Source organism: Mycolicibacterium lacusdiani, from assembly GCF_021916785.1.
Lineage (GTDB): Bacteria > Actinomycetota > Actinomycetes > Mycobacteriales > Mycobacteriaceae > Mycobacterium > Mycobacterium lacusdiani.
Window position 1 is genome coordinate 195,319 of the sequence record NZ_JAKCFC010000001.1, and the last position, 20,622, is coordinate 215,940.

A 20,622-nucleotide genomic window follows, 5' to 3' on the forward strand; every position below is an offset into this window, starting at 1 on the left:
TTACCCGCGGGTAATGGCAGCTAACCGCCGTGCGCCGCCCGCCGCAGCAGGTCACACGCGTCGGTCAGCGCTGCCCGCAGTGGCGCCGCCCGGTCGGCGATCGCCTGCTGGGCGCGGACGTACTCGGCGCGACCCGCAGGCGTCTCGATGGCGATCGGCTCGAAACCATAGTCGGTGAGTTCGTAGGGGCTCGCGCGCATGTCGATCTCGCGCGCGTCGGCCGCCAGGGCGAGGCCGTCCATCACCAGCTCGGAGGCGACGAGCGGCCCCAGCTTGTAGGCCCACTTGTACAGGTCCATCGAGGCGTGGATGCAGCCCGGCTGTTCCGTGTTGACCTGCGCGTCGCGGGTCAGGCGCTCGGCGTTGCGGCCGGTGGCGGGTTCGGTGAAGAAGCGGTAGGCGTCGAAGTGGCTGCACCGCAACGGCATCGACTCGACCACCGCGTCGGTGCCGGTGGCGCCGAGGCGCAGCGCAACCTGGTCGTGGCGTGGTTGCGGGTCGCGGTAGACCATCGCCCACTCGTGCAGCCCGAAGCAGTTCAGCCGGGCCGGGCGGGCGGCCGTTGCCCGCAGCAGTTCGAGCACGAACTCCACCGTCGGCAGCCGGGTCAGCAGGTGCTCGCGGGTGACGGCGACGGTGCCGTCGACGCTGCCGTAGCCCGTGCGCCCGAGGAACTTCGACGCAGCCGGACCCGCCAGGCGTACGCCGTAGCCCGGGTGCCACCGGCGCAGCTGGCGCGGCCGCAGGCTGTAGTAGGTGAACAGGAAGTCCCACACCGGGTGCGGCTCGCCCCGGCTCGCGCGGTCCCGGTGCGGTCCGACGAATCGTTCGGCGCGCACCGCGTGTCGTTGCTCACGCCGCGTCCACTCGGATTCGGGCAGGAGAACCGCGGTGCCGAGCACTGCGACGTCAGACACGGTGGGTCCCGTCGCGCACCGTCCCCACCAGGTCTTCGACGAGGTCTTCCAGCGCGACCATCGCCGTGACGCGTCCCTCGGTGGTGACGAGCGCGAGGTGGCTGTTGTCGCGGCGCAACCGGGACAGCGCCACCGGGAGCGGTAGCGACGACGACACGGTCGGCAGCGGCCGAACCATCGACGCCTCGACGACGGCCTCCGGGTCGTTGATCAGCGCCAGCACGTCCTTGATGTGCACGTAGCCGGTGTAGGAGCCTGCGTCGTCGGTGACGGGGAAGCGCGAGTAGCCGGTGTCGGCCAGCGCGGATTCGATGGCGGCTACGGTCGGACCGCGGCCCGGCGCGGCGACCGGCACGGCGCGGATGTCCGCGACGGGGATCGACACGTCGCTGACGACGCGGTTGCGGATCTGCAGAGCCCTGGTGAGGCGTCCGTGCTCCTCGGGGTCGAGCAGCCCCTCCGACAGCGACTCGGCGATCATCTCGGACAGCTCCACCGTCGAGACGGTGACGTCGAGTTCGTCCTTGGGTTCGACGCCGAACGCGCGCAGCGTCGTGTTCGCGCACCAGTTGTAGAACGCGATGAACGGCTTCGCGAGCCGCATGTAGACCAGATAGACGGGGATGAGCAGCATCGCCGCCGACTCGGGCCCGGCGATCGCGATGTTCTTCGGGACCATCTCGCCGAGCAGCACGTGCAGTGTCACGACGAGGCCAAGCGCGATGACGAACGACACCGTGTGCAGCAGCGAGTCCGGGATGCCGAGCGCGCCGAACGGCATCTCGAGCAGATGCGCCACGGCGGGTTCGCCGACGCGGCCGAGCAGGATCGAGCAGATCGTGATGCCGAGCTGCGCGCCCGCCAGCATCAGCGACAGGTGTTCACCGGCCCTGATCACGGTGACGGCGCTCTTCTTGCCCTGTTCGGCCAGCGCCTCGAGGCGGTCGCGCCGCGCCGAGATCAGTGCGAACTCCGAGCCGACGAAGAATGCGTTGAGACCGAGGAGCACCACGGTCAGCAGTACGCCGAAGACGTCCGAGCCCATCAGTTCTCTCCGTCTTCGTCGTCGCCGCGGCGGCCCAGTTCGGTGAGCTCCAGCACGTCGATGCGCCGTCCGTCCATCTGAATCACCCTGGCCTGCCAGCGGATCGGGTCGTCGAGCGGGCCGTCCGGGTCGAACTCGGTCAGCTCGACGGTCTCTCCGGGCTCGGGGACGTGGCCGAGTTCCTGCATGACGAGACCGCCGATTGTCTCGTACTCGCCCTCCGCAGGCCGGAACGGCGTCTCGGTGCTGACCTCGTCGATTCGCAGCAGACCGGACACCTGCCAGCCGTTGCGCATCTCCACGACGTCCGGTGTGGCGTCGTCGTGCTCGTCACGGACGTCGCCGACGATCTCCTCGATGAGGTCCTCGACGGTGACCATGCCCGCGGTGCCGCCGTATTCGTCGACCACCAGGGCGGTCTGCAGGCCGTTGGCGCGTATCTCGGTCATGACCGAGTCACCGTCGAGTGACGACGGGACGGTGGCCACGGGAAGCGCGACCGTCGAGAGGCGGGTCCGGGAGCGTTGGTCGACCGGTACCGAGAACACCTGCTTGACGTGCACGATGCCGACGGTCTCGTCGAGGTCGCCCCGGATGATCGGGAAGCGGGAGTACCCGGTCTCCATGGCCTTGACCAGTAGGTCGGCGACGGTCTCGTCGGTCGCCAGCGATTCGATCTTCGACCGGGGGGTCATCAGCTCCTCGGCCGTGCGCTCGCCGAACTTCAGCGAGCGGTCCACCAGATCGGCGGTGCCTGCATCCAGCGAACCGCTCTGCTTGGAGTTGCGCACCAGCGACACCAACTCCTGCGGGGAACGCGCCGACCGAAGTTCCTCGGCCGGTTCGATGCCCAGCCTGCGCAGGATCCAGTTGGCCGTGCCGTTGGTGACGTTGATGGCCGGGGTGAGCATCTTCGAGAACCACCACTGCACCGGCGCGGCCCAGCGCGCGGTCGCGGTGGGCTTGGCCACCGCGAGGTTCTTCGGAACCAGTTCACCGAACACCATCGACAGCGAGGTGGCGATCAGCAGCGCCAGCACCAGCGCGACGCCGTCGACCCATCCCTCCGGCAGGCCGACTGCGGTGAGCGGCTTCATGAGCAGCCGCGCGACCACCGGTTCGGCGAGATAGCCCGTCGCCAGCGTCGTGATCGAGATGCCTAGTTGCGCCCCGGAGAGCTGGAAGGACAGCGACTTGTGCGCCTTCTGGACGATGCCGTCACGCCAGCCGCCGTCTCTGGCGTTGGAGTCGACGGTGCTGCGCTCGAGTGCGGTGAGGGAGAACTCGGCGGCGACGAACACCGCGGTTCCGGCGGTGAGGACGATGATCGCGAGCACGCTGAGCAGCGTGACGGTCAGGCTCATCGGAGGCCCGCCCGTGGGGCGCCGGACACGTGGTCCGGCTTGCTACTGGAGGGCTCGGCGTCAGCCGGTTCCTGGGCGGGCCGCTCGCCGTCGGCGCCCGTCCCAATACCGGGGGCCTCGGCAGGTGCCTGCGGCACGGGATCCCTTTCGTTCGGTGACATTCGAGGTACATGTTAGCCGCAGCGACGACGCGCAAACCCGTCGAGCGGCAGCGAAGTGGAGCCGGCGGGTGCTCACCAGCCTGTCGGCAGTGGATGCCCTTCGGCGAAGCCCGCGGCGGACTGCACGCCGAGCACCACCTTGTCGTGGAGTTCGGGCAGCGTGGCCGCGCCGACGTAGGTGCAGGTGCTGCGGACACCCGAGGTGATGTGGTCCAGCAAGTCCTCGACGCCGCCGCGGGCGGGGTCGAGACGCATCCGCGACGTGGAGATGCCTTCCTCGAACAGACCCTTGCGGGCGCGGTCGAACGAGCTGTCCGATGCGGTCCTGGCGGCGACGGCTCGCTTGGAGGCCATGCCGTAGCTCTCCTTGTAGACCAGGCCGTCCCGGTCGTACAGCAGGTCGCCTGGCGATTCGTAGGTGCCTGCGAACCAGGACCCGATCATCACGTTCGATGCGCCAGCGGCCAGGGCGAGCGCGACGTCGCGGGGGTGCCGGACCCCGCCGTCGGCCCACACGTGGGCACCCAGTTGCCGTGCGGCAGACGAGCATTCGAGGACCGCCGAGAACTGCGGCCTGCCCACGCCGGTCATCATCCGGGTGGTGCACATGGCACCGGGTCCGACGCCGACCTTGACGATCGTGGCGCCGGCGCTGATCAGGTCCCGCGTTCCCTCGGCCGAGACCACGTTGCCCGCGGCGAGCGGAAGCCCGAGGCCCAGCGATGCGATGGCCTTGATCGCGTCGAGCATCTTCTCCTGGTGGCCGTGCGCGGTGTCGACGACGAGGACGTCGGCGCCGGCGTCGGCCAGTGCCCGGGCCTTGGCGGCCACGTCGCCGTTGATGCCGACCGCCGCGGCGATGCGCAGTCGGCCCGAGTCGTCGACCGCGGGGCGGTAGATGCCCGCGCGGATGGCGCCGGTGCGGGTGAGCACGCCTGCGACGCTGCCGTCGGGCCTGGTGAGCACCGCGACGTCGACGGGCGCGTGCTCGAGCAGGTCGAAGACCTCACGCGGTGCGGTGCCGACCGGCGCGGTCACGAAGTCCGTCAGCGCCACGTCGCGGACGCGGGCGAAGCGGTCGACGCCCGCGCACGACGCCTCGGTGACCAGTCCCACCGGGCGGTCGTCGGCGACGACCACCGCGGCGCCGTGAGCGCGCTTGTGGATCAGCGCGGTCGCGTCGGACACCGAGTCGTCCGGCGCGAGCAGTACCGGGGTGTCGGCGACCAGGTCGCGGCTCTTGACGAAGTCGACCGTCGCCTGGACCGCGCTGATCGGCAGGTCCTGCGGCAGCACGACGATGCCGCCGCGGCGCGCGACGGTCTCGGCCATCCGACGGCCCGCCACGGCAGTCATGTTCGCGACCACCACGGGAATCGTCGTGCCCGTGCCGTCGACGGTGGCCAGGTCGACGTCGAACCGCGACGTCACGTCGGAACGTCCCGGTACGACGAAGACGTCGTCGTAGGTCAGGTCATACGGCGGGTTGTGGCCGGCCAGGAACTTCACAGCGGGATCCTCATCGCCTGCGATTCTACGGGGCCGGGTCAGGCCTCGACCTCGCTGCGGTCGCCGCTCCACAGCGTGTGGAAGCGCTTGTCGCGGTCGGCGTCGATGCGACCGTAGGTGTGCGCACCGAAGAAGTCGCGCAACCCCTGGGTGAGGGCGGCGGGCAGGCGCTCGGTGCGCAGCGCGTCGTAGTAGGACAGGGCCGACGCGAAGCCGGGCACCGGGATGCCCAGTTCGGTGGCGGTGACGACGACACGGCGCCAGCTGTCGATGGCGTCCTCGATCGCGCTGCGGAAGTAGGGGGCGACGATCAGCGACGGCAGGTTGGCGTCCTCGTCGAACGCCTCCTTGATGCGGTTGAGGAACTTCGCCCGGATGATGCAGCCGCCGCGCCAGATGGTGGCCATGTCACCGGGCGTGATGTCCCAGCCGTACTCATTGCTGCCTGCCTGGATCTGGTTGAAGCCCTGGGCGTACGCGACGATCTTCGACGCGTACAGCGCCTTGCTGACGTCGTCGGTGAACCGCGCCGCGTCCGACGGCTTCGTCCCCAGGTCACCGGAGGCGAGACCGGTGGTGGCAGTGCGCTGCGCGACCGATCCCGACAGTGCGCGGGCGAACACGGCCTCGGCGATGCCCGTCACCGGGACGCCGAGGTCGAGGGCCGACTTGACCGTCCAGCGGCCGGTGCCCTTCTGCTCGGCCTCGTCGAGGATGAGGTCGACCAGCGGCTTGCCGGTCTTGGCGTCGACCTGGCGGAGCACCTCGGCGGTGATCTCGATCAGGTAGCTGTCCAGGTCGCCGGAGTTCCACTCGGCGAACACCTCGGCGATCTCGCCGGCGGACTTGCCGAGGCCGTCGCGGAGCAACTGGTAGGCCTCGCCGATCAGCTGCATGTCGGAGTACTCGATGCCGTTGTGCACCATCTTCACGAAGTGCCCGGAGCCGTCGGGACCGATGTGGGTGCAGCAGGGGACACCGTCGACGTGGGCCGAGATCTCCTCGAGCAGCGGACCGAGCGACTCGTAGGACTCCTTGGGGCCGCCGGGCATGATCGACGGTCCGTTCAGCGCGCCCTCCTCGCCACCGGAAATGCCGGCGCCGACGTAGTGCAGGCCACGCTCGCGGATCGCCTTCTCGCGGCGGATGGTGTCGGTGAAGAGGGAGTTGCCGCCATCGATGATGATGTCGCCCTCCTCCATCGCGTCGGCGAGCTCGTTGATCACGGCGTCGGTGGGGTCGCCTGCCTTGACCATGATCAGCACGCGGCGCGGCTTCTCGAGCGCGGCGAGGAACTCGGGAATGGTCTCGCTGCGGACGAACTTGCCCTCGGATCCGTGTGCCTCGAGCAGCGCGTCGGTCTTGGACACCGAGCGGTTGTGCAGGGCGACGGTGTAGCCCTTGTGCGCGAAGTTGCGGGCGATGTTGGATCCCATCACCGCGAGGCCGGTGACCCCGATCTGTGCGGTGGCGGTGGTGTCGGACGAAGTCACGGGCAGCCTCTCGTTGTTTGGTCTTGGCGCTTGGTGGAAGCGCTTGAAGTATCCGGCCTGACGAGCGTCAGGGCAGTGCGGCGAACAGACGTTGCAGTTCGTTGAGCCACGGAACGGCGACCGCGATGGTCGGTACGACCAGGACGGCAAGGGCGCTGACGTAGGCGATCGCCGAAAGCGCCGCGCTGTTCGGCTTGCCGCCGAGGCGGCGTACCCGGATGACGGTGGTGGGGCCGCCCGCAGCGAGCGCGCCGGAGGGGGTGCGGCCTGCGGCGCAGGCGACCAGCGCGCGGGCCAGGGGAGTGGGCCCCGCGGTGCGCACGGCAGCGTCGTCGGCGAGCGACTCGATGAGGAGGCGGACGGCGTCGAGCGCGCTGCCGCTGCGGACGAATCGGGGGAAGGCCGCGTGGACGGCGGTGAACATCTCGAGCACCAGGTCGTGGCGGGCGCGCAGATGAGCCTGTTCGTGGCTGATGATGGCGGCGATCTCGGTGTCCGACAGCGTGTTCAGCGTGCCCTGGCTGACCACGACGCGACTGCGGACTCCGGGCAGGCAGTAGGCCAGGGGCTGTTTGACGTCGAGGATGCGCAGCCCGCTGGCCTTCGTACAGACGTGCGGAGCGTCGTGATGCGAGGTGCCGACCAGGTCGACGAGCATGCGGTGATGGGCGCGGCGGCGGCGCGTGGCGATCGCGACCTGCAGGATGGCCACGATGAGCCGGCCGCCGATGACGAGCGTGATCGCGAAGACGGCGACGTAGAGCAACCACAGCGGCCAGCCGAGTGCTTCGATCTCACTGGTGATGGTGGCGGTCGGTCGGCCGTCGGGGCCTGGAACGAAGAGCCTGCTCGCGATCGCGATGCCTGCGCTGAACGCCGAGAGCACCGCGGCCAGGGCGATGGACTGCCAGAGGACGATCGCGGCCCTCGGTGCACGAAGCGGCCAGGATGCCCGCGCCAGCAATGCGGGCACCGGCCCTACCAGGGCCAGTGCCACGAGCGTGAAGGCCAGCGCGGTCACGCCGTCAGTCTTCCCTAGCCGGTACCCGGATTGCTACCCGGCCCGGTGCCGTGTTTGGCCTCGAGTTCGGCGAGCGCGCGGCGCAGGGCGTCGGCCTCGTCGGCATTGACCCGCTCGACGAAGTGCACGAGGGCGGCCTCGCGGCTGCCCGAGTCGGAGACCTGGTCGAGCGCGTCGACCATGAGACCTGCGACCAATTCGTCCCTGCCGTGGGTGGGTGCGTACCTGTGCGCCCTGTCGTCGCGGTGCTGAACCACCAGATTCTTCTTCGCCAGCCGCTGCAGGACCGTCATGATCGTCGTGTAGGCGAGGTCGCGTCGAGCCGCCAGCGCCTCGTGCACCTGGCGCACCGTCTGAGGCTCGTGCGAGGACCACAGATGGTCCATCACCTCGCGTTCGAGTTCTCCGAGTCGCGTCATCTTCGCCATTCTCTTCCCAACAGCCACGGTCCGTTCACTCTCCTGAACAGTGAGATCAGAGTACTACGGCGTACTACGGTGCGTCGTATCCGCGGCGAACGCCAATCGGCGTCGCTACCGGATGCAACGAGTTCGTCAGTGCGCCGCCATCTCCCGATCGTCTGTGAGTCCAGTCACAACGTATTTCGCCGTTCTTCGCCCTCACTATAGTAAGGCTAACCTAACTGAGGGAGGCTCCATGACGATCGTGGTCGACGACCCGCTCATCTCGCGGATGGCGATCGCGCAGACCTTGCCGCTGCACGAATCCAGCCGCAGGCTCCGCGAGCTCTACCCCGAGTGCCCGCGGGTGTACGGCGTGGCGGTGATGGGCGATCTGTCCCGCCGCCGGTGGTGGCCACTGGCCGAGGCACTGACGACCGACCGGCTCGCGCACATGTACGACGCAGCCGTTGCCGAGACCGACAGCCGCGCCGCGGTGTGCCAGCAGCTGGCCGCGACGCTCGCGCACGTGGTGGTCGGCCGCGTGGTCCCGCTCCTCGCGATCGAGGGCCGTGCCTGGGACACCGGGTTGGAGAACCTGTGGGTGCACGTCGACTCCGAGGGCGCGATCGACTGGGTCGGCGTCGTCGACCCGACGCTGCGAGCGCTGCCCGACGATCCGTACTTCGGCGGCCGCCCCGGAATGCGACGCCGGCATGCCGCGCGCGACCGCATCGTCGCGCTGCCCAGTGAGGCCGCCCTGACCACGTGGGTCGCCCACCGCAGTCACCGTGCGCTCGAGCCGCTGTTCGATCGGCTACACGCCGTGAGCGAGGGGGCGCTGTCCGTCGCCGCGATGTGGCACCTCGTCGGAGGCGCCGTGGTGAGCGCGTCGACCCAGGTGCCGCTACTGGCCGGGTCGAGCGAGCTGACCGCCATGCGCCGCGGGCAGGCCGTTCTCGACGCCCTGGTGGGCTTCGGCGCGCCCGTGCGCGGTTCGAGCAGAACGTGCACGACGAAGGTCTTGCTTAATTAGGCAAGCCTTGCCTATGCTTACCTCGAGCGCGACGAACGAACACAACTCCATGAACCACCGGACCGAGCCGGAGTCCTGAGGGCTGCAGAGACCCCCGGTCCATTCGAAGGAAGGACCCCGCACATCACGTGCGGGGTCCTTCCGCATCTCCGGGGTACGACGCGGCAGGCGACCGAGAGCGTGTTAGACCTATGACCGTGACTTCTGACATGTCGGCCTTCGACGGCGGATTCAGTGACGTACTCGGCCTGACCTACCTCGAGGCGACGCCCGATCGCGTCCGCGCCGAGCTGCTCATCGACGACCGCCTGCTGCAGCCGCACGGCATCGTGCACGGCGGCGTGTACTGCTCGGTCGTCGAGAGCGTCGCCAGCGTCTCGGCGGGCGTGTGGCTCGAGTCGACCGGCGGTGGGCGCAACGTCGTCGGCGTCAACAACAACACCGACTTCCTGCGCGCGATCAAGGCCGGTGTCGTGACCGCGACGTCGACGCCGATCCACCGGGGCCGCCGCCAGCAGCTGTGGATGGTCGAGATCGCCGGCGTGGACGGTCGTCTGGTCGCGCGCGGCCAGGTGCGGCTGCAGAACCTGCCCGCCGACGTCCCAGAGGCCTGACGCCTCGCGAGAACTACACCACGGTCGTGGATCCCGGTGGATGCACGACGCTGGTGTAGATCTCGCGAGAACTGGGGTCGACGCACGCACGCTCGCCCGCTCGCTGGCTCGCACGGAGCGCTGCCGACTGCGGCGGGCCGTGGCAGGATCGCGCACTATGCGTTTGAGCCCCCACGAGCAGGAACGTCTGCTCCTGTCCTATGCCGCGGAGTTGGCCCGCCGCCGACAGGCCCGGGGATTGCGGCTCAACCATCCCGAGGCCGTGGCCCTCATCACCGACCACATCCTCGAAGGCGCTCGCGACGGGCGCACGGTCGCCGAGCTGATGGTCAGCGGCCGTGGCGTTCTCGGCCGCGACGACGTCATGGACGGCATCCCCGAGATGCTGCACGACGTCCAGGTCGAGGCGACCTTCCCCGACGGCACCAAGCTCGTCACCGTCCACGACCCGATCGCGTGAGGCGGCCATGACCAGCCAGGAGCCCCAGGCGGATCGAGCACCGGTCGTGCCCGGTGAGGTGTTCTTCGGCGACGGCGACATCGAGCTGAACGCGGGCGCGGCCCGGATCGAACTGGACGTCGTCAACACTGGTGACCGGCCGGTGCAGGTGGGCAGCCACGTCCACCTCCCGCAGGCCAATGCGGCGCTCGACTTCGATCGCGCCGCCGCGCACGGCCACCGCCTCGACATCGCCGCGGGCACCGCCGTGCGCTTCGAACCAGGAGTGGCACAACGGGTGTCACTCGTTCCGCTGAGTGGGACGCGCGAGGTGTACGGACTGTCGCTCACCCCGCCGGGAAGGCTCGATTCATGACCGCACTGTCCCGCGAGCGGTACGCCGCACTGTTCGGCCCGACCACCGGCGACCGCATCCGGCTCGCCGACACCGACCTCGTCATCGAGATCACCGAGGACCGCAGCGGCGGCCCGGGACTCGCTGGCGACGAGGCCGTCTTCGGCGGCGGCAAGGTGCTGCGCGAGTCGATGGGGCAGTCGCGCGCGACCCGCGCCGAGGGAGCGCCCGACACCGTCATCACCGGCGTGGTGATCCTCGATCACTGGGGAATCATCAAGGCGGACATCGGTATTCGCGACGGCCGCATAGTCGGGATCGGCAAGGCGGGCAATCCCGACATCATGTCGGGCGTTCACCCCGACCTCGTCGTCGGACCGTCGACCGAGGTCATCTCGGGCAACGGGCGCATCCTGACCGCAGGCGCCATCGACTGCCACGTCCACCTGATCTGTCCGCAGATCATGGAGGAGGCACTGGGCGGCGGAATCACGACGATCGTCGCGGGCGGCACCGGCCCGGCCGAGGGCAGCAAGGCCACCACGGTGACGCCGGGGGAGTGGCACCTCGCCCGCATGCTCGAAGCCCTGGATACCTGGCCGCTCAACGTCGCCCTGCTCGGCAAGGGCAACACCGTGTCCGCCGACTCGATGTGGGAGCAATTGCGTGGCGGGGCAGCAGGATTCAAGCTGCACGAGGACTGGGGCACCACGCCAGCGGCGATCGATGCCTGCCTGACCGTGGCGGACGCGGCGGGTGTGCAGGTGAACCTGCACAGCGACACGCTGAATGAAGCGGGTTTCGTCGAGGACACCCTCGCGGCGATCAACGGGCGCGCCATTCACGCCTATCACACCGAGGGCGCAGGCGGCGGGCACGCACCCGACATCGTCACCGTCGTCTCGCACGGCAACGTGCTACCCAGCTCCACCAACCCGACCCGTCCGCACACCGTCAACACCCTCGACGAGCACCTCGACATGCTGATGGTGTGTCACCACCTGAACCCCAGCGTGCCAGAGGATCTCGCGTTCGCCGAGAGCCGGATCCGGCCGTCGACCATCGCGGCCGAGGACCTCCTGCACGACATCGGCGCCATCGCGATGATCGGCAGCGACGCCCAGGCGATGGGCCGCATCGGGGAAGTAGTATTGCGCACGTGGCAGACCGCGCACGTGATGAAGCGCAGGCGCGGCGCCCTCGACGGCGACGGACGCGCCGACAACAACCGCGCCCGCCGCTACGTCGCGAAGTACACGATCTGCCCTGCGATCGCGCACGGTCTGGAGACCGAGGTCGGCTCGGTCGAGGTCGGCAAGCTCGCCGACCTGGTGCTATGGGAGCCTGCGTTCTTCGGCGTCCGGCCCCATGCCGTCCTCAAGGGCGGGATGATCGCGTGGGCCGCGATGGGCGACGCGAACGCCTCGATCCCGACGCCGCAGCCGGTCCTGCCACGGCCGATGTTCGGGGCGTCCCCGGCGGCGGCCGCCGCGACGTCGGTGCACTTCGTCTCACCTCAGGCCATCGAGGACGGTCTGGCCGACCGGCTGGCGGTGAATCGGCGCCTCGTTCCCGTCGCTGACGTCCGCAAGGTGGGCAAGGCCGACATGCCGCTCAACGACGCACTGCCCCGCATCGAGGTCGACCCGGACACGTTCACCGTCCGCATCGACGGCGACGTGTGGGCCGAAGAGCCTGCCGCGGAACTGCCGATGGCGCAGCGCTACTTCCTCTTCTAGGCGGGCTGTCGACGATGACCGGACTCGCCACGTTGCTGACGCTGTCGGACGCGCGCCTGCCGACCGGCGGGCACGTGCACTCCGGCGGCGTCGAAGAGGCGGTCACCAGCGGCCTGGTGACCGACCTGCCCGCGTTGCGCGCGTTCCTGGTCCGCCGCATCCGCACCCACGGACTGGTGACCGCCTCGATGGCCGCCGCGGTGCACGGCGGCACGCTCGACCCCGCCCGCGCCGATCTCGAAACCGACGCCCGCACACCGTCCCCGGCCGCGCGCGCGGCGTCCCGGGCGCAGGGCAGGGGACTGCTGCGGCTGGCCCGGCGGGTCTGGCCGGAGCGCGACTGGACCCCGCTCGGCGCGAAGCCGCACCTCGGTGTCGCGGCCGGAGCCGTTGGCGCAGCGAGCGGGTTGTCACCCGAGCAGACCGCGCTGTCGCTGGTGTACACGACGATGACCGGCTCGGCGACGGCAGCCCAGCGCCTCCTCGCCCTCGACCCCGGCGACGTCGCCGCCATCACCTTCGAACTCTCGCAGCTGTGCGAACGCACCGCCGCCGAAGCGGCCAAGGAACTCGCCGACCTGTCCGATCCACTGCTCGACGTGCTCGCCCAGCGTCACGTCGAACGCGAACGACCACTCTTCGTCTCCTGAAAGGCCTGTCATGCCACCGCATCTCATCGACGGCGAGCCGCACACCCACGTCGAGCGCCCGCGCCGCGCCCGCCAGCCGGGGGAACCGCTGCGCATCGGCGTCGGCGGCCCCGTCGGGTCGGGCAAGACCGCGCTGGTCGCCGCACTGTGCCGTCAGCTGCGCGACGAACTGTCACTCGCGGTGCTGACCAACGACATCTACACCACCGAGGACGCCGACTTCCTGCGCAGGCACGCCGTGCTGCCCGACGAGCGCATCACGGCCGTGCAGACCGGCGGCTGCCCGCACACCGCGATCCGCGACGACATCACCGCCAACCTCGACGCCATCGACGACCTGATCGCCGCAAACCCGCGGCTCGACCTGATCCTCGTCGAGTCCGGCGGCGACAACCTCACCGCGACGTTCTCGTCGGGGCTGATCGACGTCCAGGTCTTCGTCGTCGACGTGGCCGGTGGCGACAAGGTGCCCCGCAAGGGCGGGCCGGGCGTGACGTTCTCCGACCTGCTGGTGATCAACAAGACCGACCTGGCGCCGATGGTCGGCGCGGATCTCGACGTCATGCGCCGCGACGCCGCCAAGGCGCGCGACGACCGGCCGTTCGTCCTGGTCTCGCTGACCGACGACCCGACCGCAGGCCCGGTGCTGCAGTGGGTGCGCGAGCAGCTGCGCGTGTCGGTGTAGCGCGTCGTGCTCTCCGAGGTCCTGATCGTCGCGCGCAGAGACCGCCAGCCGCACATCGAGTGTCACGGCGGGCTCGCCGCCCGGCGCACCGAGCGCGACACCGTGCACCTGGTGTCGGCGGCGGCCACACCGCTGGGCGGCGACACGCTCTCGATTCGCATCGTCGTGGAGGCCGGCGCCCGACTGGTCGTGCGCAGTGCCGCGGCGACCATGGCGTTGCCGGGAACCGCGTCGCGGGAATCGCGTTCGACCTGGGATCTGCAGGTGGCGGGCGACCTGGATCTCGACCCGCAGCCGACCATCGTGGCGGGCGACTCCCGCCACGTCACGTCCACCCGGCTGACCGTCTCCGGTGGCGGCACGGCCCGGCTGCGCGAACGCGCGCAGATCGGGCGGTCGTTCGAGCGGCACGGATTCTGGTCGGCGGCACTGCACGCCGACGTCGACGACCTACCGCTGCTGCGCCATCGCATGGAGCTGGGCACCGGGGCGGTCGCCGACGACGCACTGGGCGCGCCACGGGCATGCGTCAGCGAATTGCGTTATCCGGAACCGGCTTTCGAGGCGCGGGGCACGCTGCTCGAACTCGCCGCGGGGGGCTGCCTGGCGACGTGGCAGGGCGACCGGCTGTAACCACCCGGTCGCCCCGTCGCCTCGCTCGCCTCGGCTAACTCGCTGCCTTCTCCTCCTGCTGCACCGAGGCCGCGATCTCCTCGAGTTCCTCGATTCTGGTGCGGGCGTAGGCCTGCTGCTCGGTGATCGTGAGCTGCCCGCGCTGGCGTCCGAGGAACGTCACGGCCCAGGACAGCAGGGTCGCGATCTTCGTCTTGAACCCGACGAGGTAGATGAGGTGCAGGCCGAGCCAGGCGAGCCAGGCCAGGAAGCCGCCGAACTCGAGCTTGCCGACCTGAGCGACGGCGTTGTACTTCGAGACCGTGGCCATGGAGCCCTTGTCGAAGTACTTGAACGGCTCGCGGGGCTTGGGCATGTTGCCGTGCTCGCGCGCCTTGACCTCGTTGTTCACGATCTTCGCGACGTACTTCGCGCCCTGGATGGCGCCCTGGGCCATGCCGGGAACGCCCTCGACCGAGGCCATGTCGCCGACGACGAACACGTTGGGGTGGCCAGGGATCGACAGGTCGGGGTTCACCTTGACGCGGCCGGCGCGGTCGACCTCGGTCTCGGACTGGGCGGCGAGGTCCTTGCCCAACGGGCTGGCGGCCACGCCGGCCGACCACACCTTGCACGCGGACTCGATGCGCCGGCTGGTCCCGTCCTGGTCCTTGACGGTGATGCCGTTGCGGTCGACGTCGGTGACCATGGCGTTCAGCTGAATCTCGACGCCCATCTTCTCCAGCCGGTCCTGCGCCTTCTTGCCCAGCTTGGGGCCCATGGGCGGCAGCACGGCGGGCGCGGCGTCCAACAAAATGACGTGCGCCTCGGTGGGGTCGATGTGCCGGAAGCTGCCCTTGAGCGTCTGGTCGGCGAGCTCCTGGATCTGGCCGGCCATCTCGACGCCGGTCGGGCCTGCGCCGACGACCACGAACGTCAGCAGCTTCCTACGCCGCTCGGGATCGCTGGACCGCTCGGCCTGCTCGAAGGCACCGAGGATGCGAGCCCGAAGCTCGAGGGCGTCGTCGATGGTCTTCATGCCGGGTGCCCACTCGGCGAAGTGATCGTTGCCGAAGTAGGACTGACCCGCACCCGCGGCGAGGATCAGCGTGTCGTACGGCGTCCGGTAGGTGTGCCCCAGCAGCACGGAGTCGACCATCTTGCGCTCGAGGTCGATGTGCGTCACGTCGCCGAGCAACACCTGGGCATTGCGCTGCTTGCGCAGGATCAGGCGCGTCGGGGGAGCGATCTCACCCTCGGAGATGATGCCGGTTGCCACCTGGTACAGCAGCGGCTGGAACAGGTGGTGGGTGGTACGGGCGATCAACTTGATGTCCACGTCGGTGCGCTTGAGCGCCTTGGCGGCATTCAATCCGCCGAACCCCGACCCGATGATGACGACCTTGTGCCGATCCGATGCCGTAGCTCCGGGATGGCTCATTTCTGCTCCTCGACCGATGACCCGCTTCTGACTTTGTGTACAACGACCACGTTAGTCTGCGGGCTTCCCCGTAGCGCGGTGAGATAACCCACCGCGCCACGGCGTCACGAAGTCGGCCGCTACGGCGTCACGCCGAGAGCAGCGGCTTGAGCAGCTCGGCGACCGCGGTGGCCCCACCGGGCTGATAGCCGTTGATGCTGGTCACGGGGCTCAGTATCACGCCGTCGACGCCCGCGTCGAGGACCTTGGTCTTGATCTGGTCGGCGACCTGCTCGGGGCTGCCGAAGACCGCCTGCTGGCGAAAGTCCTCGGGGATGAGGTCGGCGGTGACGTTCTCGTCGATCATGGCGACGACGAGCATGCTGGTCTCCAGGGTGGCCGGATCGCGCCCGATCTCCTCGCAGCGCTCCTTGACGACCTGCAGCTTGCGGGGCAGCTCGTCGAAGCCCGCGATGATGTTGAGGTGGTCGAAGTGCTTGGCGGCCAACGGGATCGTCTTCTTCTCGCCGCTGCCGCCGATCATCAGCGGGATGTGGTCGCGGAAGCGCGGCTCTGCCATGGCCTCCTGGGTCTTGTAGTACTTGCCCGACACCGTCGGGCGTTCCCCTGCGAGCATCGGCAGGATGATGTCGAGGGCCTCGCCGAGCTTGTTGAAGCGGTCGGTGAAGGTGCCGAATTCGTAGCCCAGCGAGTCGTGCTCGAGTTCGAACCAACCCGTGCCGATGCCGAGGACCGCACGGCCCTGGCTGATCACGTCGAGCGTGGTGATGGCCTTGGCCAGCAGCGTGGGCTGGCGGTAGGTGTTGCCCGTGACCAGCGTGCCGAGCTGCACCTTCTCGGTGGCCGCAGCGAGCGCGCCCAGCGCGGTATACGCCTCGAGCATCGGCTGGTCGGGCGTGCCGAGGCCGGGCAGTTGATAGAAGTGGTCCATGAGGAAGACCGAGTCGTAGCCGGCCGCCTCGGCTTCACGCGCCTGAGCGATCACGGTGGGGAACATCTCCTCGACACCGGTGCCGTAGGAGAAGTTCGGGATCTGGAGTCCGAGTCGAATCGTCACGGAAGAGAACCTATCCACGAACTGGGGTGCGCCGTCGGGTGTTTCGCTCGGCGCGAAGCCCGGGAGCTGCGGGAATAAACCGGCGTCAGCCGAAGTTCGCCAGTGCCCCGTGGCTCACGTGCAGCGTCTCGCCGGTGATGTGCCGGGCGGCGGGAGTGGTCAGGAAGAGCGCGAGGCGGGTGATCTCCGCGGCAACCGACGCACTGGTGCTGCCGACGCCGTCGTAACCGGGCTCGGCGCCCTTGCCCGCGGCGACGGTGTTCACGGTGATGCCGCGGATGCCGAAGTGCGTGGCCTGCCCCGCGGTCCAGTTCGACATGGCCGCCTTGACGGCGGCTTCCGGACTGCCTTCGGCCACGGTGCCGGGGACCACGTTGACGATGGACCCACCGGAATTGAGCTGGTCGCCCAGGATCTGCACCGTCAGCACCGCCGAGAGCATGGTGGTGTCGAGAGCGGATCGCCAGGCTGCCGCGCGGTCGGCCAGCGAGTACGTGCGCGGGTCGCCGCCGTTCCAGCGCGCCGAGGGCACGTTCACGATGGTGTCGATGTGATGCGGGAACTCGCCACGCGCGGCCTCGAGGGCAGCGGGTTCGGTGTTGTCGAGGACGATGTAGTCGACGTCGAGTTCCTTTGCGGCCACTTCGAGTTCGTCACGGCGGGCGCCGGCGATCACGACCTGGTGGCCGGCATCGCGAAAACCCTGCGCGATGGCGCGGCCAAGCTCCGTGTCACCGCCGGTGAGAAGCACCTCAGACACCACGACCTCCTCGTGTTCAACGCTGAACCCAGCGAGTCGCCGCCCATGTTACTGGACAGTAGCTACGGCGCGAAATTCGCCACGCCGTCCGTCGCCGAACCGTGGTCGCCCGGTGACCTAGGGTTGGCTCGTGTCCGGAACCAGCCGGCCCGCGGGTCTACCGCGCTGGCTCTTCGTCCCGGCGGCGATCGGCGCGGCGTTCGTGGCGCTGCCGCTCGTCGCGGTGGTCGCAAGGGTCGACTGGCCGCGTTTCGCCAGCCTGGTCACCAGCCCGTCCTCGCTGAGCGCGCTGCGGTTGAGCCTCGAGACCGCGACGGCCAGCACGGTGCTCTGCATCGTGGTCGGCGTGCCGATGGCGCTGGTGCTGGCGCGCAGCGGCTCGCGCATCGTGCGGTGGGCACGGCCACTGATCCTGCTGCCACTGGTGTTGCCACCGGTCGTCGGCGGCATCGCACTGCTGTACGCGTTCGGCAGGCTGGGTCTGCTCGGTCGACACCTGGAGGCGGTCGGCATCGACATCGCGTTCACCACGACCGCGGTCGTGCTCGCGCAGACGTTCGTCTCCCTACCGTTCCTGGTGATTGCGCTCGAGGGGGCAGCGCGCACCGCGGGTACGGACTACGAGATGGTCGCGTCGACGCTGGGCGCCCGGCCGACCACGGTCTGGTGGCGGGTGACGCTGCCGCTGCTGGCGCCGGGCCTGGTGTCGGGCGCCGTGCTCGCCTTCGCCCGCTCGCTCGGCGAATTCGGCGCGACGCTCACCTTCGCCGGTTCCCGAGAAGGCGTGACCCGCACGCTGCCGCTGGAGATCTACCTGCAGCGCGAGTCCGATCCGGAGGCGGCGGTCGCACTGTCGGTGCTGCTGGTCGTGGTGGCCGCGGTGGTCGTCGTCGGCCTCGGCAGCCGCAGGCTCAGGGCGGGCGGCGCCAATGCGTGGTGACGGCAGCGCGCCTACAGGCGGCGGCATCTCGGTGCGCGCCGTGGTTGACGCGCGGGGTCTGGACGTCGAGTTGTCGGTCGCGCCGGGGGAGGTGCTCGCCATGCTGGGACCCAATGGTGCTGGCAAGTCGACGGTGCTGCACGTCATCGCGGGCGTCGTTTCGCCCGATGCGGGCTCGGTGCGGGTCGCCGACCGCACGCTGACCGACACCGCCGGCGGTGTCCAGGTCGCGACGCACGAGCGCCGGGTGGGCTTGCTGCTGCAGGATCCGCTGCTGTTCCCGCACCTTACCGTCGCCGCGAACGTCGCCTTTGGCCCCAGGAGTTCGAAACGCCTCGGCCGCAACGGCTCTCGCGAAGCAGCGCGGCGTTGGCTCGCCGAGGTGGACGCTGCCGACCTGATGGACCGCAGCCCGGCGCGCCTCTCGGGCGGTCAGGCGCAGCGCGTGGCACTGGCGCGGGCGCTGGCGGCCGAACCCGACGCGTTGCTGCTCGACGAACCGCTGGCCGGGCTCGACGTCGCCGTAGCGACCGCGATGCGCAAGGTGTTGCGCAGCGTGCTCACCGCAGGCGGCCGGTCGGCGATCCTGGTCACCCACGAGCTGCTCGACGTCGTCACGCTCGCCGACCGCGTGGTGGTGCTCGAGCAGGGGCGGATCGTGGAGTCCGGCACGGCGAGCGGCGTGCTCGGTGCGCCGCGCAGTTTCTTCGGCGCGCGCTTCGCGGGGGTCAACCTGGTGGCCGGTCGACGGTCGGGCCCGGATTCCCTGGTCACCGAGTGGGGGAGCACCTGGCACGGTGAGGCCTCGACCGCAGATGCGACGGCTCCAGACCCGCCGGCTGCCGAGCCCGTGGTGGCGGTGTTCGCGCCGTCGGCCGTGGCGGTCTACCGCGATGAGCCCCACGGCAGCCCGCGCAACACCGTCGAGGTGGTAGTCGCCGAACTGGACAGCCGCGGTCCGGCGATCCGGGTGCGCGCCGACGAGCAACCGGACGGGGCGCCGGGCCTGGCCGCCGACGTCACCGCGGAGGCGGCCGCCGATCTGAGCCTCGCCCCCGGGGAGCGGGTGTTCTTCACCGTGAAGAGTCAGGCGGTCACGCTTCACTCCCGGCGGTAACGGTCGGCGCGACGGGCGCGATGGACGTCTGTGAGACACCCCAGCACCGGCGTGGCGCGGCCGCCCGGGGCATCGTCATGCCAGCAATCTTCGCGAGGGGTTCTCGGCTGTTGCTTTCCTGTCACAGCAACCTCGCAGTTCGACACTCTAAGAGCAACTCACACTTGCGTCACAGCGGTGACACGGTAGTTTCTTCCCCATGCAACACCCCGACGGACGCTCCCGACGACGCGCAGGTCTCACGACACTGGCGGCTACCAGCGCCACTGCGCTCTCCCTGATCCTGCCGGGCTCCGCCGCGGCCGAGCCGGTTCCGGCGCCCCCGCCGCCGCCTGCGCCCGCCCCCGCGGTTCCGCTGCCTCCGCCGGGCCCTCTGGTCCAGGCGCCTCCGCCTCCGCCGCCTGCCGATCCGAACGCGCCGCCACCACCGCCCGCTGATCCGAACGCACCGCCGGCCCCTGGCGTGCCGCCGCCACCTCCGCCGCCCGAGCCGGGCCGCGTCGAGAACGCGGCCGGCGGGCTGAGCTACGTCGTCCCCGAGGGATGGAAGGTGTCGGAGCAGACGCAGCTGTCGTACGGCCAGGCGCTGCTGACGAAGATCCCGCCCGCAGGTAGCGAGCAGGCGCCGAACGACACCAGCGTCCTGCTGGGCCGCCTCGACCTCAAGCTGTTCGCGGGCGCCGAGGCCGACAACTCGAAGGCCGCCGCTCGGCTCGCGTCGGACATGGGCGAGTTCTTCATGCCGTTCGCAGGCACGCGGCTCAACCAGGAATCGGGTGCGCTCGACGCCGCAGGGATGCCGGGCGCCTTCTCCTCCTACGAGGTGAAGTTCACCGACGCCACGAAGCCGAACGGCCAGATCTGGGCAGGCGTCGTCGGGAACCCGCTGCCGCCGAACGCCCCACGCAGCCAACGCGCGCCGGAACGCTGGTTCGTCGTGTGGCTGGGCACGGCCAACAACCCGGTCGACAAGGGTGCCGCCGTCGCACTCGCACAGTCGATTCGGCCGTACACGCCGCCGCCACCACCGCCGCCGCCGGACCCGAATGCGCCGCCGGACCCGAACGCACCGCCGCCGGATCCGAACGCGCCGCCGGCGCGCCCCGGAGTGGGCGTTCCCGTTCCGGTCACCGATGCGCCGCCCGGAATGATGCCGCCGCCCTGATTCGGGTTAGCGGGTAGCCCCGATCGTGTTGTCTTCGTTCCCCTGATCGTTACCCGCGCTGGGTATACCAGGGAGAGGCCTCGGCATTTCGTCGTGGCCAC

Annotated in this window: 21 protein-coding genes; 11 read left to right on the forward strand and 10 right to left on the reverse strand. The window is 69.8% G+C overall.

Annotation, left to right across the window (positions count from 1 at the left end; translation table 11 throughout):
- Positions 1-20: 20 nt before the first annotated feature.
- The 7 genes from LOK44_RS00950 to LOK44_RS00980 form a co-directional block, all read right to left on the reverse strand.
- Positions 21-917, reverse strand: coding sequence for a 3-methyladenine DNA glycosylase (locus LOK44_RS00950; RefSeq protein WP_237568101.1), 897 nt, complete (start codon positions 915-917; stop codon positions 21-23).
- On the reverse strand, positions 910-1,962 hold the full coding sequence (locus tag LOK44_RS00955) for a hemolysin family protein (RefSeq protein ID WP_237568102.1): 1,053 nt from the start codon (positions 1,960-1,962) through the stop codon (positions 910-912). The genes LOK44_RS00950 and LOK44_RS00955 overlap by 8 nt, the downstream gene beginning before the upstream one ends.
- Positions 1,962-3,326, reverse strand: a complete 1,365-nt coding sequence (locus tag LOK44_RS00960) for a hemolysin family protein (protein WP_237568103.1) — start codon at positions 3,324-3,326, stop codon at positions 1,962-1,964. Before LOK44_RS00960 ends, LOK44_RS00955 begins: the two co-directional genes overlap by 1 nt.
- Positions 3,327-3,559: 233 nt before the next feature.
- The gene (locus LOK44_RS00965) at positions 3,560-4,996 is read right to left on the reverse strand and encodes a GuaB1 family IMP dehydrogenase-related protein (RefSeq protein WP_237568104.1); all 1,437 of its coding nucleotides are present in this window, start codon (positions 4,994-4,996) and stop codon (positions 3,560-3,562) included.
- Between the two features lie 38 nt (positions 4,997-5,034).
- Complete coding sequence (gnd, locus tag LOK44_RS00970) at positions 5,035-6,489, reverse strand: NADP-dependent phosphogluconate dehydrogenase (RefSeq protein WP_237568105.1); 1,455 nt, start codon at positions 6,487-6,489, stop codon at positions 5,035-5,037.
- Positions 6,490-6,556: 67 nt separating this feature from the next.
- Positions 6,557-7,510 carry a M56 family metallopeptidase gene (locus tag LOK44_RS00975; protein WP_237568106.1) on the reverse strand — a complete coding sequence of 318 codons (954 nt, stop codon included), beginning with the start codon at positions 7,508-7,510 and terminating at the stop codon, positions 6,557-6,559.
- Between the two features lie 14 nt (positions 7,511-7,524).
- Positions 7,525-7,938, reverse strand: a complete 414-nt coding sequence (locus tag LOK44_RS00980; RefSeq protein WP_163917443.1) for a BlaI/MecI/CopY family transcriptional regulator — start codon at positions 7,936-7,938, stop codon at positions 7,525-7,527.
- Between the two features lie 229 nt (positions 7,939-8,167).
- Here LOK44_RS00980 and LOK44_RS00985 point away from each other — a divergent pair, with 229 nt between their 5' ends.
- From LOK44_RS00985 to LOK44_RS01020, 8 genes are all read left to right on the forward strand, one after another.
- The gene (locus LOK44_RS00985; protein WP_237568107.1) at positions 8,168-8,947 is read left to right on the forward strand and encodes an iron reductase; all 780 of its coding nucleotides are present in this window, start codon (positions 8,168-8,170) and stop codon (positions 8,945-8,947) included.
- Positions 8,948-9,138: 191 nt separating this feature from the next.
- Positions 9,139-9,561 carry a PaaI family thioesterase gene (locus tag LOK44_RS00990; RefSeq protein ID WP_235887408.1) on the forward strand — a complete coding sequence of 141 codons (423 nt, stop codon included), beginning with the start codon at positions 9,139-9,141 and terminating at the stop codon, positions 9,559-9,561.
- Between the two features lie 157 nt (positions 9,562-9,718).
- The gene (locus LOK44_RS00995) at positions 9,719-10,021 is read left to right on the forward strand and encodes an urease subunit gamma (protein WP_237568108.1); all 303 of its coding nucleotides are present in this window, start codon (positions 9,719-9,721) and stop codon (positions 10,019-10,021) included.
- 7 nt (positions 10,022-10,028) lie between these two features.
- Positions 10,029-10,376: an urease subunit beta gene (locus tag LOK44_RS01000; RefSeq protein ID WP_237568109.1), complete on the forward strand. Its 348-nt coding sequence runs from the start codon at positions 10,029-10,031 to the stop codon at positions 10,374-10,376.
- Complete coding sequence (locus LOK44_RS01005; protein ID WP_237568110.1) at positions 10,373-12,094, forward strand: urease subunit alpha; 1,722 nt, start codon at positions 10,373-10,375, stop codon at positions 12,092-12,094. Before LOK44_RS01000 ends, LOK44_RS01005 begins: the two co-directional genes overlap by 4 nt.
- A gap of 14 nt (positions 12,095-12,108) precedes the next feature.
- On the forward strand, positions 12,109-12,744 hold the full coding sequence (locus LOK44_RS01010) for an urease accessory protein UreF (RefSeq protein ID WP_237568111.1): 636 nt from the start codon (positions 12,109-12,111) through the stop codon (positions 12,742-12,744).
- A gap of 10 nt (positions 12,745-12,754) precedes the next feature.
- Positions 12,755-13,429, forward strand: a complete 675-nt coding sequence (gene ureG / locus LOK44_RS01015; RefSeq protein ID WP_237568112.1) for an urease accessory protein UreG — start codon at positions 12,755-12,757, stop codon at positions 13,427-13,429.
- Between the two features lie 6 nt (positions 13,430-13,435).
- The gene (locus LOK44_RS01020; protein ID WP_237568113.1) at positions 13,436-14,062 is read left to right on the forward strand and encodes an urease accessory protein UreD; all 627 of its coding nucleotides are present in this window, start codon (positions 13,436-13,438) and stop codon (positions 14,060-14,062) included.
- A 34-nt stretch (positions 14,063-14,096) separates the two neighbouring features.
- Here the strand turns inward: LOK44_RS01020 and LOK44_RS01025 are convergent, their stop codons facing one another.
- The 3 genes from LOK44_RS01025 to LOK44_RS01035 all read right to left on the reverse strand — a co-directional run bounded on the left by LOK44_RS01025 (position 14,097) and on the right by LOK44_RS01035 (position 17,299).
- Positions 14,097-15,482 carry a type II NADH:quinone oxidoreductase Ndh gene (locus LOK44_RS01025; protein WP_237568114.1) on the reverse strand — a complete coding sequence of 462 codons (1,386 nt, stop codon included), beginning with the start codon at positions 15,480-15,482 and terminating at the stop codon, positions 14,097-14,099.
- A 127-nt stretch (positions 15,483-15,609) separates the two neighbouring features.
- Entirely contained in the window at positions 15,610-16,539 is a 930-nt protein-coding gene (locus LOK44_RS01030; RefSeq protein WP_237568115.1) for an LLM class F420-dependent oxidoreductase, read from the reverse strand.
- Between the two features lie 85 nt (positions 16,540-16,624).
- Positions 16,625-17,299, reverse strand: a complete 675-nt coding sequence (locus LOK44_RS01035; RefSeq protein WP_237568116.1) for an SDR family oxidoreductase — start codon at positions 17,297-17,299, stop codon at positions 16,625-16,627.
- 130 nt (positions 17,300-17,429) lie between these two features.
- Here LOK44_RS01035 and LOK44_RS01040 point away from each other — a divergent pair, with 130 nt between their 5' ends.
- The 3 genes from LOK44_RS01040 to LOK44_RS01055 all read left to right on the forward strand — a co-directional run bounded on the left by LOK44_RS01040 (position 17,430) and on the right by LOK44_RS01055 (position 20,521).
- Positions 17,430-18,239 carry an ABC transporter permease gene (locus tag LOK44_RS01040; RefSeq protein WP_237568117.1) on the forward strand — a complete coding sequence of 270 codons (810 nt, stop codon included), beginning with the start codon at positions 17,430-17,432 and terminating at the stop codon, positions 18,237-18,239.
- Positions 18,229-19,356, forward strand: a complete 1,128-nt coding sequence (locus tag LOK44_RS30045; protein WP_372481147.1) for a sulfate/molybdate ABC transporter ATP-binding protein — start codon at positions 18,229-18,231, stop codon at positions 19,354-19,356. The genes LOK44_RS01040 and LOK44_RS30045 overlap by 11 nt, the downstream gene beginning before the upstream one ends.
- A gap of 199 nt (positions 19,357-19,555) precedes the next feature.
- Positions 19,556-20,521, forward strand: coding sequence for an APA family fibronectin-binding glycoprotein (locus tag LOK44_RS01055; protein ID WP_237568118.1), 966 nt, complete (start codon positions 19,556-19,558; stop codon positions 20,519-20,521).
- Positions 20,522-20,622: the final 101 nt, after the last annotated feature.